Here is a 14439-nt window from a genome sequence, read left to right as displayed (position 1 = left end):
ACGCATACTCTCTTTAAAACATGCGATAACTTAACTCATATGGGAGGGAGCTCCTCCTATATGAGTTGATAAATTTTGTTGGCCCCAGTCCTGCTACACAACATCTTAAGAACTCACTCATTATCTGTAAGAGCTATGCCATTCTTGTCATAACACTACTGAGTTGTAGACACTGGCTCTGCTTTCCTTTTAAACCAACGATGACCGAATACGTTGATTATCAGCCCAATAGCAATGACGACGACACCTGTAATTTGGTAAAGGCTCAGGCTCTCGTCCAATAATATCCAAGCACTGAGCAAACCAAAGACCGGGACCAGTAGTGACAAAGGCGCAACCAAAGCGGTTGGATAGCGACTAAGCAGATAGCTCCAGCCTCCGTAGCCAACGATGGTCGCCAAAAATGACAGGTAAACAATCGAAAACACATTGTGCCATTGCATATTGAACAAGGAGCTTTCGATGACCTCCGGACCCTCTATCATCAACGAGGCAACGGCAAAGGCGAGTGTTGGAACTAGCGCACTCCAAACGATCAGTGACATAGTCGGAACGCTGTAGTTTTGCATGATCACTTTATTAGTAATATTGCCAAGCGCCCAACAGGTTGCTGCGCCTAATATTAATATCAACGTAAGCCCAGTAAGCGACGCGGCGCCATCATGTTGCGCCGCGGCAAGCAAGTAAACCCCGCAACCAGCTGTGACAACAGCAATAACATTGTGACGACGCACCGTTTCTTTTAGCAGGAGTATTCCGAACCCTAGCGTTATAAACGCCTGCGCCTGCAGCAGTAATGACGCCAACCCAGCCGCCAATCCAACGTTCAGCGCCCAGAAAAGTAAGGCAAACTGACCAAAGCTGATTGTTAAACCATAAGCAACAAGCCACTTTAACGGCAACTTGGGACGAGGAATAAATAGCAACGCAGGAAACGCGACCAGAGCAAAACGCAGTCCTGCCAGTAACAACGGTGGCATTCCTTGCAAACCAACTTTGATGACCACAAAATTGACACCCCACACCAAGACAATGGTGAGAGCTAATAATCGATCACGTAATGACATTTTGCTTCCTTTCTGGCGTCCACCGTGTCACGTAATAAGGGCTGTTGGTAAAGCGGCTTACTGATTACCTTTCGGGGAATGAGTTGGATAGAGAATCGAGCTTCCAGACTGCCTGAAACAGTGGCTTAACACAAGAGTTGCATATGCTTTGCGCTATCCTAAATGAAAAAGAGCCCGGGATGGGCTCTTCTAACGATAAGCTAAACACAATCATAAATAGCGCATTTATGACATAGCATGAGAGTGATTGTCTTTATAGATTTTGATCCACTGGTAAATAATCACTAGCAGGATACACAGCGCGAGCGCGATACGAGTTGCTCCCAGAACACCCTGCCATCCCCAGGCTTGATAAAACGGCTCGAGGAAAAACACGCCTAAGCTCGCACCAGAGTAGTAAAACAAGCTGTATAACGCTTGAGCACTGCCTTTAGATTTGGTGGCTTTTCGCCCAATCAAAGTACTGGCTTGCGCATGACAGAAAAAGAACCCGACCGATACCATCACCATGCCAATCACCATGGTATAAATATTTGACCAGCTCATTAAAAAGTTAGCCATCAGCATGATAATCGCACCAAACGCTACACCAGCAATCTGGCTGTGCTTTTTGGCAAACTGTCCGGCAAGTGAAGAACTGGTTGTACCGCCCAGCAAAGTTAAAAACATCAGGCTGCGAATGTCACTAGGCAAGTTGTACGGGTAATCACTTAGTACCATCATCAGGTAATTGGAGAGATTAACAAACGTACCAAATGCCAAACCGATTAATAAGTAAAGTACCACCAGCTGAGGATTTTTTAGATGGTAGCCATACGCTTTGAGGCATTTACCCACTTTCAGAGGAGCTGGTTTGAAATGACGTTGTACAGGTAACAAATAATAAATGATGGCATACAGAACCAAACTGATACCGGCAATCATATAGCCAGCATATGCCCAGTTACCCAGAAGTTCTGCGCTGAGTCCACCCATTAAGCGACTGCAGATCCCACCCAGAGTATTGGAAGCCACGTAAAAACCGACTGCACCCGCTAACCAACTTTTTCTCAGCTCTTCCCCCATCAGCGGTACTGCTAAGGCTGGACACACCGCCAAAAACATCCCTTGCAGGAAACGTAAGCTTAAGAAAACATGGTAATTTTCTACCATAGGCAGAGCAAGAGAAACTAAAAGCCCAGCGGCCGTCCCCACCAGCAACACTTTGCACCGTCCGATCGCATCAGACAGACTAGCAAAAACCAGTAAGCCTATCCCCATACCAAATAATGGTGCTGACATGGCTAAGTTTGCTGCCAACGAGCTCACCTGAAACTCTTGCTGAAGAACGGGTAGCAAGGGCTGCAACCAATAGATATTGGCAAAGGTGATGATGGAGAAGAGACAGACACAAATGACGACTCTGCTGTAATGGGCTGATTTTTTCACGGCTTACTACTTTTTCTTGTGAATTAATGAAACTGGTTACAGCGTTAGGGTATCGCCCCATTGACAATAAAAAAAATATTTTGTATTTATCAAATCCATAAATATTATTTATACCCTTAGATAAACGATGGCATCACAGTACTTTCAAGGTAAGGATGAGTTGATATGGAGTTACGTCAGTTAAAGCATTTTGTTGCCGCCGCAGAGCATGGCTCTATATCCGCCGCAGCCAGGTTGATGAATTTAGCGCAACCAGCGATCAGCAGTAGTATCAAGAAGCTGGAACAAGAACTGAAAACACCGCTATTTAATCGCAGAGATCGCGGTATTACTCTGACCGTCGCGGGTAATGAATTTCTCTCTCACGCCAAGCAAATCCTAAAACAGGCTGAAGATGCCAAACTGGCGATGCAGGCAATGGAAGGGTTAGATCAGGGTCTGGTTGATGTTGCCGTACCCAGCATGCTTGGCTCCTATTACATCCCGCCTCTTGTCATGGCGTTCAGGCATCAATACCCGAATATTGACATGAACATCCTCGATACAGGTACGCGTAATATTCGACGAATGTTGCTGGAAGGAGAAGTGGAGCTTGGTGTCGTTGCTAGTAAAGATCTCACGCCTGAATTGGAAAGCGGACCACTTATCCGCGAAGAAATGGTGGTTTGTATGGCCATCGATCACCCTTTAGCTGAGAAAGAAGTGATCGAATATTCTGATTTTCTTGCTCATGATTTGGTGCTGTTTCAAAAAGGCTATTATCACCACACGTTGCTCGACAGAGTTTCTCAACAAGTTAACATTAAACCGAAAGTCGCGTTTAGCAGTAACTTGCTGCCGTTGATCAAAGCGGTTATTCGTCAAGGTTACGCTATATCACCGATGTGGAAAGTGGCGATCAGCGATGACGATGAGATCGTAACCCGTCCATTCGCAGAGACATTCGAAATCGATCTGAGCCTTGCATGGCGTAAGGATAGCTATCTTTCACGCGCCAATCAGGCCTTCCGTGACTTTATCTTATCCGAAGCGAATAAGGGTTAACGAAGCTCTAAAACGACAACTTACCAATACAAACTGCCCTGTCTTAGCCTGTGCTATTCTTGAATAAGATAACGCTGATACAAGTAAGCTAGTGATCATGAGCAGTCCTTCCGACTTACCAGTACATACTCGTTTCTCCCAAAATAGTGAGGGAAGAGATCTGTTTGTTGGTGATATTCATGGTAATTTCGGACTGCTTATTCATGCGTTAAAAGCACTCCACTTCGACAAATATCGAGATCGCGTATTCTCGGTTGGTGATTTAACCGATCGAGGTGAGGAATCTTTGCGATGTTTAAACCTTGCGAGGGAAAAATGGTTCTTTCCCGCCCTCGGAAACCACGACAGCTTTATTTTGGAAAGATTTGATCAAGATCCCTACAGAAAGTCGACGTGGTTGATGAATGGTGGCGAATGGTGGTTGTCTTTGACACAAGCCGAAAAAGAAGCCGCCAGAGAAACCGTTGCTTCGTACTTTAGCCTGACGCTCAGTGTAGAAGTCAACCAATGGCTCATCGGGGTATTGCATGCCGAATATCCGTTTACGCTATGGCCACCCGACGAAAATTCCGTAGATAAAGAATCAATTAAGACCATGCTTTGGGGGCGGGACGATATATTGAGAAGTACCGCTAAGCACATCAACAATGTTGATTTTGTTGTGTCCGGTCATACTCCGTTAAACAGACCAAAAATGAAGAAAAATAAGTTATTTATTGATACTGGCGCAGGTTACAGTGTGAACAACTTCATTCCTGATCCGCGTATTACTCTGTGTGAGTTTCACCCCGGGAGCATCGAATTACACTCGATCAATATGCATAATGAAAAACGCCTTGAGTTCGAGGTTATTTAGACGTTACCGCACGTGATAATACTTCATAGGGTCAACGATATTTGTCATGAGCTATTTTTTTAGTTTTATCGACGCCAGTCATTTATTAAACCTAACATTACCTAACTTTGTTTCTTTTTTGACTAAGCTTTAAATATCAACACACTACTTAACGTCAGAGGTCAGGATGAGAAAGCAGTTACAAGTCGTGGTAACCGGTGGCCCGGGCGGAGGGAAAACCACAGCATTGGATCTATTCCGCAGAGAGCTAAAGGATAAGATTGTTGTCGTTCCTGAAGCGGCCACGTTGCTCTTCTCTGGAGGCGTTACGCGCTCTGAAAATGAACAAAGCCTTAAGATGGTCCAAAAGACTATTTTCCAACTGCAAAAAAATCTCGAAGAGATCTACAAAATACAGTACCCAGACCGTTTATTAGTGTGTGATAGGGGCTCATTGGATGGTCTCGCCTACTGGCCCAATTCAGAAAGTGACTTCTTTAAGCAAATAAACTCGACGTTCGAGCAAGAACTGGAACGATATGATGCCGTTATCTTTTTTGAGTCTGCTGCCGCATCTGGGCAAGACATCAGCAGCAACAATCCAACCAGGAGTGAATCCCTGGAACAAGCCGCAAAATTAGACAAAAAGCTGCAACGAATCTGGTCCAGGCATCCCAATTTTTACTTTGTGGGCAGCTCAGAGTCTTTTGTTAGAAAAATCATGTTTGGAATCATGACATTAGAAAACGTGATAAACCGCTACCCTACTCATGCTCTGCAAAGTAGTAAGAAATAGAGCGAGCGGCTAAAACTATATTTCAGAGATCACGGTTGTTGTGAAATGATGGATAACGATGCCTTCGTCCCAGTATGTCTCGGGCCACCCTCCTTTGCGCTTTAATGCCCGAACAAACTGCTCAGGAGTCGGCAAAACTTCCCACACCGAAGGAAGAAACACCGCCCGGTGCCATTCATCTTCTAATAACAGCCCATCAATGCCGGGACGCAATGTTGCCAGTAAGTTTGCTTCGCCGTGATTCGTTAAAGGCTTAAGGTCTGATAAGACAGATATATCGACATTCAACCCAGCCCGATCACTCAGTGTAAGCGGTAGAAAACGTGAATCCTGAAATCCGCTGGAATACGCATTCTTGCAGACGTTAAGCCATAGCGGCTCATTCGCTTGCAAAGAACCTATACAGCCACGCAGCTTCCCGTGATGCTGTAACGTAACGAAACTCGCAGCTGGTTCGAGTAATGCTTTATCGTCGGGCTCTGGCGGCAGTTGCAATCCATTTCCTCTGAGCGCTTCATCAAGCACCTTCCACACCATTTGTAAAAGGCGCGTTTTCGACTCCTGGCTTAATTCAATACAAGATGAAGCTGGCATAACCGACAACTCCTTCCGAGGGCTCTGGCGCCCGATTTTCATGATCAGCCATCACGTCACCCGAGTTGGTGTAGTTCACACACTTGATTTCCCAATGTTGTTCTTTGGCAAATTCGAGCAATCCATTAATAGCATTGCAGCCACACGCTCGTTCTGGATGAATATTACTGCCAAACGACAAAACACGCTGAATGGTATCGGCATCAATCTGATTAGCTTCGCTGTAAGGATGGTAATGACTAAGATCACTGCTCACCACAATCAGAGTGCCGGGCGTTTTTGTCACGGCTTCCAATATTCGCTTAACGGTTCCATGCAAGTCACGACCTACGACTATCGGCAACAGCATAAAGTCATCAAGACAATATTGCAGGAAAGGAAGCTGCACCTCTAAAGAGTGCTCCCAATGGTGCGCCTGATCTGACGTTGCGACCAAATCCTGCGACAGTAAATCTTCAACACCATCACGATCAATCATCACTTCTCCCGTTGGGGTTAGGAAGACATCACTATCCGGAACGGCACACCCGTCTAGTGCGACATGATGACTTGGCCCGAGCAACACCACTCGAGAGCAATTCTCGGAACTATTGCCCAGCAGACGATACGCTTTGGCAGCAACTTCACCGGAATAGAAGTAGCCTGCATGGGGTACAATCAGTGCCTTTGGAACCTCCGTGAACAGTGCTTGCTCGGCAAAGTAACCGGCGAGCTGGCTTGTGAGTTCATTTGCTGTTGCGGGATAAAACCTTCCCGCCACCGCGGCTTCCCGATATTTCATAGCATTCCTACTCGTACGGCATCAACTATACTTTTAGTGTAGGTCATTAGAGGATGAATTCACTATGCAAACCTCTCCTCCTAAATATTTCCCAACCCACTACTGGCATAAGCTAGAAGACGGTCGCGTGTGCTGTGATGTGTGCCCACGTAAATGCACCCTTCGAGAAGGAAAGCGCGGAGCGTGTTTTGTGCGTATGCATCGGCAGGGAGAAATCGTACTAACCAATTATGGACGTTCGTCTGGATTTTGCATCGACCCCATAGAGAAAAAGCCTCTTAACCACTTCTATCCGGGATCCAGTGTTCTCAGCTTCGGGACTGCTGGTTGTAACCTCAGCTGCCAGTTCTGTCAGAATTGGGATATCAGTAAGTCGCGCGAATTTGACACCTTATGCGATGCTGCAATGCCGGAAGAGTTGGCACAAACAGCCTTAAAATACGGGTGTAAAAGCTTAGCGTTTACCTACAACGACCCAGTCGTATTTATGGAATATGCCATCGATGCTGCCATAGCGGCTCGTGCGCTTGGATTGAAGAGCGTCGCCGTTAGCGCAGGCTATATCTGCGAAGAACCAAGAGAAGAGTTCTACCGCCATATGGATGCGGCGAATATCGATTTGAAAGGGTTCACTGAACATTTCTATCACAAGATATGCCACGGGCACTTACAGCCGGTTCTTGATACCCTGCTCTATCTGAAAAAAGAAACCAACGTGTGGTTCGAAATCACTACTCTGCTTATTCCTGGTGAAAATGACAGTGACGATGAGCTTAACGCAATGTGCCAATGGATATTCGAAAATTTAGGGCCTGATGTACCTCTGCATTTCAGTGCCTTCCACCCCGACTTCAAAATGCTAGAAAAGGGCAGAACACCACTGAGCACCTTATTGCGAGCTCGAAATATCGCCCTCTCACACGGCTTGCACTTTGTCTATTGTGGAAACGTTCATGATCCAAAATCCGACGCGACCTATTGCCCAGCCTGCGGTGAACGGGTTATTGAAAGAGATTGGTATCAACTCGGTGAATATGCGTTAGACAGCACTGGCCACTGCAACCACTGTGGCCACAAAGTGCCTGGGCGATTTGCAGGACCAAGAGAAAACTTTGGTCCTAGGCGTATTCCTGTTGCGATTCATCGACGGTGAACTCACGTATTACGATAAGCATCTGAAATAGTGGGGTTAGTCTTAAAATCAATGTGATGAAGAAAACAGGCACCAACAATCTGGTGCCTGGTTTTATAATACGCATAAGGTAATTTTGGATGCTTATTTCTGCAATAAGTTTGCCTGTCTACACGCTATACCGTGGCAGCTTTCTTCTCGGGTACATGCTGATAAAATTCAACATCCATAGCTGGCTCAATGTGGTTACCCAGAATAATATCCGCCGCTTTTTCAGCGATCATCATTGTTGGCGCATATAAATTACCGTTAGTGATAGCCGGGAAGATAGAAGCATCAACAACACGTAAGTTTTTCACTCCATGAACTTTTAGTTCGGCATCGACCACGGCCATATCATCATAACCCATCTTACAGGTACAACTTGGGTGGTAAGCACTTTCACCATCACGAGAGACAAAGTCCAGAATTTCTTCGTCAGTTTGCACAGACGGCCCCGGAGCCAGTTCCTCGCCACGCAAATCATCAAATGCTGGCTGTTCAATAATGTTACGTGTACAACGAATCGCCTCAACCCATTCTTTACGCTCTTGTTCCGTCGACAAATAGTTGAACAGAATGGCTGGTTTCTGATCAGGATCGTTCGACTTAATTTTCACATGACCACGTACATCGGTGTTCATCGGCCCTACGTGTAACTGGAAGCCATGCGCATCACGCGGAGCACTGCCGTCGTAACGGATTGCCAGCGGTAAGAAATGGTATTGTAGGTTTGGATAAAGAACTTCATCATTACCACGAATAAAACCGCCCGCTTCGAAATGGTTTGTTGCTGCGTTACCCTTACGGCGGAACAACCAGTCGAAGCCAATTTTAGGTTGGTTATACCATTTCAGTGCAGGGTATAGACTGACTGGCTTTTTACATGTGTACTGAACATAAAGCTCAAGGTGATCCTGTAGGTTTTCACCCACACCTGGTAAGTGATGAACAGGATTAATGCCTAACGCTTTGAGTTCTTCTGAATTACCGACACCTGACAGTTGCAGTAGTTTTGGCGAGTTAATCGCGCCACCACAGGAAATAATTTCCTTACCATAAACGGTGCGAGTCTTCTTACGACGCTTGAATTCCACGCCTACTGCTGTTTTGCCATCAAAGAGAATACGGTTTGCAGTCGCACCGGTCAGTACCGTCAAGTTTTTACGGTTTTTGACCGGATGCAAATAAGCACGGGCGGCACTTAGTCGACGACCACGGTAAATGTTTTGATCGAAGGCACTAAAACCTTCTTGTTGATAGCCATTTACATCATCAGTGAGAGGATAACCAGCTTCCTGAGCCGCTTTAAAAAACGCATCAAACAGCGGGTTGTCGCAAGCTGCAGTGGATATTGATAGCGGACCGTTATCACCGTGGTACTTATCCGCACCTTTCAGGCGAGTTTCAAACTTGCGAAAGTATGGCAGGCAGTGCTTGTAGTCCCAGTTTTCTAGGCCTTCATAGCTCCCCCACTTCTCATAATCCATCGCATTACCACGGATATAAATCATACCGTTGATACAGCTGCTTCCGCCCAGCACTTTACCTCTTGGTTGCGCTATTTTACGGTTCTGCATATGCGGTTCAGGCTCTGATTCGTACAACCAATTATAGGTGCCATCGGTAAGCAAATAAGTAAGCGCTGCTGGCATGTGGATGCGAAAGTCTAAGCGATGATCCGGTCGTCCCGCTTCCAATACCAAGACCTTATTTTCAGGATTAGCACTCAGTCGGTTCGCCAATACACAACCTGCTGAACCTCCACCCACGATGATATAATCGTAATTCTGTTCCGCCATTATTTACCTCTGTTACTTAATATCTGTTTGCCAAGCAATAAGTGCCCGACAAGAAATGAATTCTTAGTTCGAACGTCGGTCGAGACATTCCTGCAGCAATAAGTAGTGTCGACTAATCGAAGCCTGCAGCTTGATTGGTTCTTTATTGATGATCTGCTCTGCGGTGTAACGCCAGTTGGCGATTGCCTTACGAAGAAAGTCAGCATCGGTATACAGATTGTTGTCGTAAGAACCAAAACCTTGCTGCATCGCGTGCATTACCCATTCAAAAACAGGGTTTCCTGCCATCTCCGCCAGTAAAACGTTCAATTGTCGATCCGTTTCGATCAACTTAGAAAAATCTAACGAACTTAGCCCGGCAATACTTTCTAAGCGGTCAACCAATAACAGCATCTGGGCTTGTTGCTCTTTCGTTGCACGTGACATTGCCAGCAATGCAATACTCTGATCCATGCTTTCTCGGAACTCAGCAATTTGGTGCGCACCGATACTTTTTTGCTTGAGAAACAAAGCCAGTGACTCACTAATGTTCGAGACATCCACCTGCTTAATGAATGCTCCACCTTTCGGTCCTTTACGAATCTCCACCAGACCTTTCTGCTTTAAAGCTCTGATCGCCTCACGGATGACACCCCGCCCAGTACCAAACTGAGCTTGTAGATCTCTTTCACTTGGAAGACTGTCACCGGGGCGTAGTGTCTCATTAAGGATCGCGGATTCGATCTGAAGAGCGATATCTTCACTCGCACGCCCAATCTGAGCCGGCGAGAACAACCTATCTACTGTCGATTTATCTGTCACCAGTTTACCTATTTGATTTGCCGCACCCACATTGGTACTACCAATAGACTAGCAATCTCACGAATAACTTTGCAAATCCGAACAGTTACGTAGAAAAATCAATCATTGGTACTACCTTTATCTCTACCTCTCAATTAACCACTTGATTTGTAATGATTTTAAAAGACCAAGTTTTAAGCCAAACATATAGTTAGAGAACGAAACATAGTGATGAAAAAAATACCCATATAATTTAAATAAAATAATATATATCAATGACTTAAAATTTTAATAAAAATATTTAATTAGTTTCTAATCAAAACATTTAAATTTGCCATATCCCACAGTATGTGTAAGGGTATTAAATTATTTGTCGAAATTGTTGATTGTTTCACCGTGAAGATTTCTAAGTTCAATGGGGTAAGTGTGCTGCTTAAGATTGCTTCAGGAGGAGGCTCCACTATCCGGGTATCGGTCAACAATCAGAAGTCATTTCCGCTTATCACTACCCGTATAAGTAATACACAGACCTGTAAATTTTTAATGGATATTGAACCAAAACACCTAAGGAGTAATGGTGAGCTTTATAACCGAGTATAAAATTCCCGTTGGTAACTGGATGACGAATATTGTCGACTGGTTGACGGAACATGGGGCCAGTTTCTTTGACAATATTTCATATGGACTAGAGTCTCTTATCATGTCATTGGTCGACTTGATGAAATGGTTTCCACCGATAAGCTTCATCGCGCTAGCCGCCCTCCTTGCCTGGTATCTTCATCGCAGTATCCCTTTAGCCATATTCGTCGCTTCAGCTCTGTTGCTCATCTTAAACTTGGGATATTGGCCGGAGATGTTAGAAACCTTAGTAATGGTTTTGGCCGCCACTTTTATTTCTGTACTCATTGGTGTTCCAGTCGGGATTATGGCTGCGCACCGAAAATGGCTCAATATCATGCTACGCCCCGTCCTGGATCTAATGCAGACCATTCCGACGTTCGTTTATCTGATACCCACGCTTGTTCTATTTGGTCTCGGTGTCGTTCCCGGCTTGATATCTACCATGATCTTTTCGATCGCGGCACCAATCCGACTTACCTGCCTAGGCATCAGTGAAGTACCGGAAGAACTAATAGAAGCTGGCCGCGCATTTGGGGCGAGTAAAATGAAGCTTTTGTTTAAAGTCGAACTTCCTGCCGCGATGCCAAGTATTATGGCAGGCATCACCCAATGTATTATGTTGTCTCTGTCGATGGTGGTTATCGCCGCATTGGTAGGCGCAGACGGTCTGGGCAAACCCGTCATCCGCGCGCTGAATACGGTTAATATCGCTCAGGGCTTTGAAGCTGGGCTCGCCATTGTTCTGATTGCAATTATCTTGGATAGAATGTGTAAAGCACCAGTCAAAAGTTAAAAGATACTGCTCTTAAACCGGTTAGATGATGTGTCGGGCAGTACATCAAATTATCAAATTGGACGCTCTTACTGGATCGGGCTTAACTACTCAATGTAACTTTCACTGGGAGCTTCGGCTCCCTTTTACTTTTATAATTTAATTATTTTTCATGATGTTAGTCACGCGCCATCTAGAGTTAAAATTCGTTCAATTCATTTAGTTAAATTTATGTTTGCATTTTTAGCTAGTGTGCAATCCAAATAAACCGATTAATTTTAGTAGCACGTCAATGACAACGGAAAGAAACTATGAAAGTACTTATTCAATACACTCAAGCAGGTAAATACCGAGATCAAGCATGGGAGACGCCAACGCTAAAGTCTATCGGACAGGTTCAGGCGGTCACCCCTGCATGTGCGGCACAGTTAATTGAACAAAAGAAAGCAAGCTTAGTCACATCTGACGATGATCAAATCATCTTCTACAGCTAATCATTTAAATCATCGATACTTTAAAAACTCACTGCGATATCAGGACAAAGAGAAAGCTAGAGAACAGTTAGAGCGGATCTTGAATCACGCTAGCTGTCTTTCATCCAGCCATTATTCTCGATGAAGGCTAGCTCCTCTTGGTATCCAGAGCTTAGAAGCGGAAAGCGTTTATAGGTTTTTGGATCCAAGCTATTGAGTTCGATATGGAAACCCGGAGCCTGACGGTCTCGTTTCCATTGATTGCGAAACAACAGCTTAAAAAATTTGACGATATATGTCGCCATGGTTTGCTTGTCGATGAGTTCAAATTCTTCCGTCATCACATCAAAAATATCTTTTGGAGACATACCGGCTTCTAACGTTAAAAAGACCATTCGATCAAGTACCTCATAGGGCATCAAATCATCTTCATCACTTTGTTCTTCGGGCCGCAGTTCTGCCGTAGGGCGCTGGTTATTAATGTATGAAAGCGCATCAAGCTTCATGATGTGATTACCAGAGCAATAAAACCCTTTCTGCTCTAGCCATACCAGTAGCTTGAGAATCCGGCTTTTAGTTACTCCAGAGATAGGAGCGAGTACACCGGAAGAGTCGCCATCCATTGTGCAGTAGCCCACCGCCCCTTCTGACATATTGCTTGTGGTAAGCAACAGTTTATTTTCCAGATTCGCAATAAACCAAATACTTGGTGAGCGTACTCGTGCCTGAATATTTTGTAGAGCGATATCGTGATCTTCCCAATTGAGGTCTAGATTGGTTGCTTTTGATATCATCGACTCGTAATTCTTCACCACCTCGGCAACGCTAAGATTTAGAAACTTCGCACCAAATGACTCCGCCACTTTTTGAGCGGCAGTAAGAGTAACGGCACCACTGTTCGCACTAGCCTGATACGCAGTGGTGAGCATGTTCGCCATGATTGCGGACGCAGTATCCATCACGAGTTGATGCTGATCGTCAGTGTTTTTCGCCTGTTTAAATTTATCGCTTTGATCGTCGCCCAAAAATTGATGCAGATACTCTGGCAATAAACACTCGGCACCTTTATCTGTCTTAGCAACCTGCTCCCACAATTCTAGGATAACGGATGTATAAACAGCACTGGCAACTAGTGCGGAATCAGCTCCACCACTGAGTGAGAGCGCATAGCCGCCAGTATGTGTCTTTCTAAGCCAATCGCGCAGGCCTATCGCAATAGCACGCAACGCTTCTTCATGGTCTAGGTGCTCGCTCTCTTCCCATGGCTGATTAAGTGGCTGTGCACATAACTTAGGACGATTGAACGTTTCACTGAGCGTGACTTTAACGATCGCTTCCGTATCGAAGTCATGCTTTTCATAATAACGCTGGCTATTATTTATTTGACCAATCCGACTGCGGGCTAAATCAATATCGGCCGTAATGACTTCCACATCACTCATGTGAAACCGTTCGCCTTTCGCAACCAAACTGCCATCAACCGCAATCATCACACCTGCATCATAAATAGCTCGCCCAGATTCACATCCAGAAAGGTTGGAATACACATAACATGCCGAATAAACACGGCTTGACTCTTCCACCAGCCGCTTACGAGTGAGTGACTTACCTATCGCAAAGTGACTAGCACTTGGGTTCGCAATGACTTCCACACCCTGATTAAAAAAGCGTTCTGAAGTTCGGTCGGCAACCCATGCATCTTCGCAGATTTCAAAACCAACTTTGACACCATTGACGCTGTATACCACGTTACCAACATATACTGGCGATGCCCCCTCATTGAGTATCACCGTCGCGTTTTTATCTCGAGTCCATGGCGTAAACCAACGTTGCTCATAATGAAGACCATTCGCAGCTAAATTCCGCTTTAGAGAGATGCCTTGAATACCTTCATGTGTAAGCAGTGCAACCCCGTTGTAAACACGATTGTTGATCATCACGGGTAAGCCAACCGACACCGCCATGCTAGCCGGAATCGATGGTAGTAGATCGAAGACACTTTTGAGCGCCCGCTCAGAGACATGAGGACTGTGAAAGAAGTCTTCACAACCATAGCCAGAAATGCATAACTCGGGCGTAATAAGAAGCTCCGCACCAGCTTGATGCGCTATATTGATTGCTTGCTGAATGTTATGCAGGTTTCCACTCCAATCCATTGGAGTCTGGTTTAATGAGCATGAGCTAATACGCAGTTTCTTCACAATATATCCTTTAGCTGGAAGCTTATCTTGAATCCATTCTAAGTATCGGTGAACAAAGCAAAAGTCGCAAAACA

Annotated in this window: 13 protein-coding genes; 6 read left to right on the top strand and 7 right to left on the bottom strand. The window is 45.2% G+C overall.

Going from position 1 to position 14439, the window contains the following annotated elements; genetic code table 11:
• Positions 1-155 precede the first annotated feature (155 nt).
• Both RXX31_RS01065 and RXX31_RS01060 read right to left on the bottom strand, forming a co-directional pair.
• Positions 156-1067 (bottom strand): EamA family transporter, encoded by a 912-nt coding sequence (locus tag RXX31_RS01065; protein ID WP_317587247.1) that lies wholly within the window; start codon positions 1065-1067, stop codon positions 156-158.
• A gap of 225 nt (positions 1068-1292) precedes the next feature.
• A complete protein-coding gene (locus tag RXX31_RS01060; protein WP_317587246.1) occupies positions 1293-2495 on the bottom strand; it encodes an MFS transporter in 1203 nt (400 codons plus the stop codon).
• A gap of 165 nt (positions 2496-2660) precedes the next feature.
• On the opposite strand from RXX31_RS01060, the gene RXX31_RS01055 reads away from it, so the two are divergent.
• The 3 genes from RXX31_RS01055 to RXX31_RS01045 all read left to right on the top strand — a co-directional run bounded on the left by RXX31_RS01055 (position 2661) and on the right by RXX31_RS01045 (position 5170).
• The gene (locus tag RXX31_RS01055; RefSeq protein ID WP_317587245.1) at positions 2661-3539 is read left to right on the top strand and encodes a LysR family transcriptional regulator; all 879 of its coding nucleotides are present in this window, start codon (positions 2661-2663) and stop codon (positions 3537-3539) included.
• Positions 3540-3636: 97 nt separating this feature from the next.
• Entirely contained in the window at positions 3637-4395 is a 759-nt protein-coding gene (locus RXX31_RS01050; RefSeq protein WP_317587244.1) for a metallophosphoesterase, read from the top strand.
• A gap of 166 nt (positions 4396-4561) precedes the next feature.
• Complete coding sequence (locus RXX31_RS01045; protein ID WP_317587243.1) at positions 4562-5170, top strand: AAA family ATPase; 609 nt, start codon at positions 4562-4564, stop codon at positions 5168-5170.
• Positions 5171-5185: 15 nt separating this feature from the next.
• Here the strand turns inward: RXX31_RS01045 and amrA are convergent, their stop codons facing one another.
• Positions 5186-5764 (bottom strand): AmmeMemoRadiSam system protein A, encoded by a 579-nt coding sequence (gene amrA / locus RXX31_RS01040; protein ID WP_317587242.1) that lies wholly within the window; start codon positions 5762-5764, stop codon positions 5186-5188.
• On the bottom strand, positions 5742-6545 hold the full coding sequence (gene amrB / locus RXX31_RS01035; RefSeq protein ID WP_317587241.1) for an AmmeMemoRadiSam system protein B: 804 nt from the start codon (positions 6543-6545) through the stop codon (positions 5742-5744). Before amrB ends, amrA begins: the two co-directional genes overlap by 23 nt.
• 64 nt (positions 6546-6609) lie before the next feature.
• On the opposite strand from amrB, the gene amrS reads away from it, so the two are divergent.
• On the top strand, positions 6610-7698 hold the full coding sequence (gene amrS / locus RXX31_RS01030; RefSeq protein WP_317587240.1) for an AmmeMemoRadiSam system radical SAM enzyme: 1089 nt from the start codon (positions 6610-6612) through the stop codon (positions 7696-7698).
• A 155-nt stretch (positions 7699-7853) separates the two neighbouring features.
• On the opposite strand, the gene betA is transcribed toward amrS, so the two are convergent.
• Together betA and RXX31_RS01020 are read right to left on the bottom strand one after the other, a co-directional pair.
• Complete coding sequence (gene betA, locus RXX31_RS01025) at positions 7854-9518, bottom strand: choline dehydrogenase (RefSeq protein WP_317587239.1); 1665 nt, start codon at positions 9516-9518, stop codon at positions 7854-7856.
• Between the two features lie 63 nt (positions 9519-9581).
• Complete coding sequence (locus RXX31_RS01020; RefSeq protein ID WP_317587238.1) at positions 9582-10319, bottom strand: FadR/GntR family transcriptional regulator; 738 nt, start codon at positions 10317-10319, stop codon at positions 9582-9584.
• 553 nt (positions 10320-10872) lie between these two features.
• On the opposite strand from RXX31_RS01020, the gene choW reads away from it, so the two are divergent.
• Both choW and RXX31_RS01010 read left to right on the top strand, forming a co-directional pair.
• A complete protein-coding gene (gene choW / locus RXX31_RS01015; RefSeq protein WP_317587237.1) occupies positions 10873-11712 on the top strand; it encodes a choline ABC transporter permease subunit in 840 nt (279 codons plus the stop codon).
• A gap of 290 nt (positions 11713-12002) precedes the next feature.
• The gene (locus RXX31_RS01010; RefSeq protein ID WP_317587236.1) at positions 12003-12185 is read left to right on the top strand and encodes a hypothetical protein; all 183 of its coding nucleotides are present in this window, start codon (positions 12003-12005) and stop codon (positions 12183-12185) included.
• A gap of 89 nt (positions 12186-12274) precedes the next feature.
• Here the strand turns inward: RXX31_RS01010 and nadE are convergent, their stop codons facing one another.
• Positions 12275-14365, bottom strand: a complete 2091-nt coding sequence (gene nadE, locus RXX31_RS01005) for an NAD(+) synthase (protein ID WP_317587235.1) — start codon at positions 14363-14365, stop codon at positions 12275-12277.
• Positions 14366-14439: the final 74 nt, after the last annotated feature.

This window comes from Vibrio sp. EA2 (assembly GCF_033042495.1).
GTDB lineage: Bacteria > Pseudomonadota > Gammaproteobacteria > Enterobacterales > Vibrionaceae > Vibrio.
This window is presented reverse-complemented; position numbering and strand designations above follow the sequence as displayed.

Excerpts from the sequence above, each read along its gene's own strand:
- RXX31_RS01065 (WP_317587247.1), bottom strand. The coding sequence starts at position 1,067 with ATGTCATTACGTGATCGATTATTAGCTCTCACCATTGTCTTGGTGTGG.
- RXX31_RS01055 (WP_317587245.1), top strand. The coding sequence starts at position 2,661 with ATGGAGTTACGTCAGTTAAAGCATTTTGTTGCCGCCGCAGAGCATGGC.
- RXX31_RS01050 (WP_317587244.1), top strand. The coding sequence starts at position 3,637 with ATGAGCAGTCCTTCCGACTTACCAGTACATACTCGTTTCTCCCAAAAT.
- RXX31_RS01045 (WP_317587243.1), top strand. The coding sequence starts at position 4,562 with ATGAGAAAGCAGTTACAAGTCGTGGTAACCGGTGGCCCGGGCGGAGGG.
- amrA (WP_317587242.1), bottom strand. The coding sequence starts at position 5,764 with ATGCCAGCTTCATCTTGTATTGAATTAAGCCAGGAGTCGAAAACGCGC.
- amrB (WP_317587241.1), bottom strand. The coding sequence starts at position 6,545 with ATGAAATATCGGGAAGCCGCGGTGGCGGGAAGGTTTTATCCCGCAACA.
- amrS (WP_317587240.1), top strand. The coding sequence starts at position 6,610 with ATGCAAACCTCTCCTCCTAAATATTTCCCAACCCACTACTGGCATAAG.
- betA (WP_317587239.1), bottom strand. The coding sequence starts at position 9,518 with ATGGCGGAACAGAATTACGATTATATCATCGTGGGTGGAGGTTCAGCA.
- choW (WP_317587237.1), top strand. The coding sequence starts at position 10,873 with ATGGTGAGCTTTATAACCGAGTATAAAATTCCCGTTGGTAACTGGATG.
- RXX31_RS01010 (WP_317587236.1), top strand. The coding sequence starts at position 12,003 with ATGAAAGTACTTATTCAATACACTCAAGCAGGTAAATACCGAGATCAA.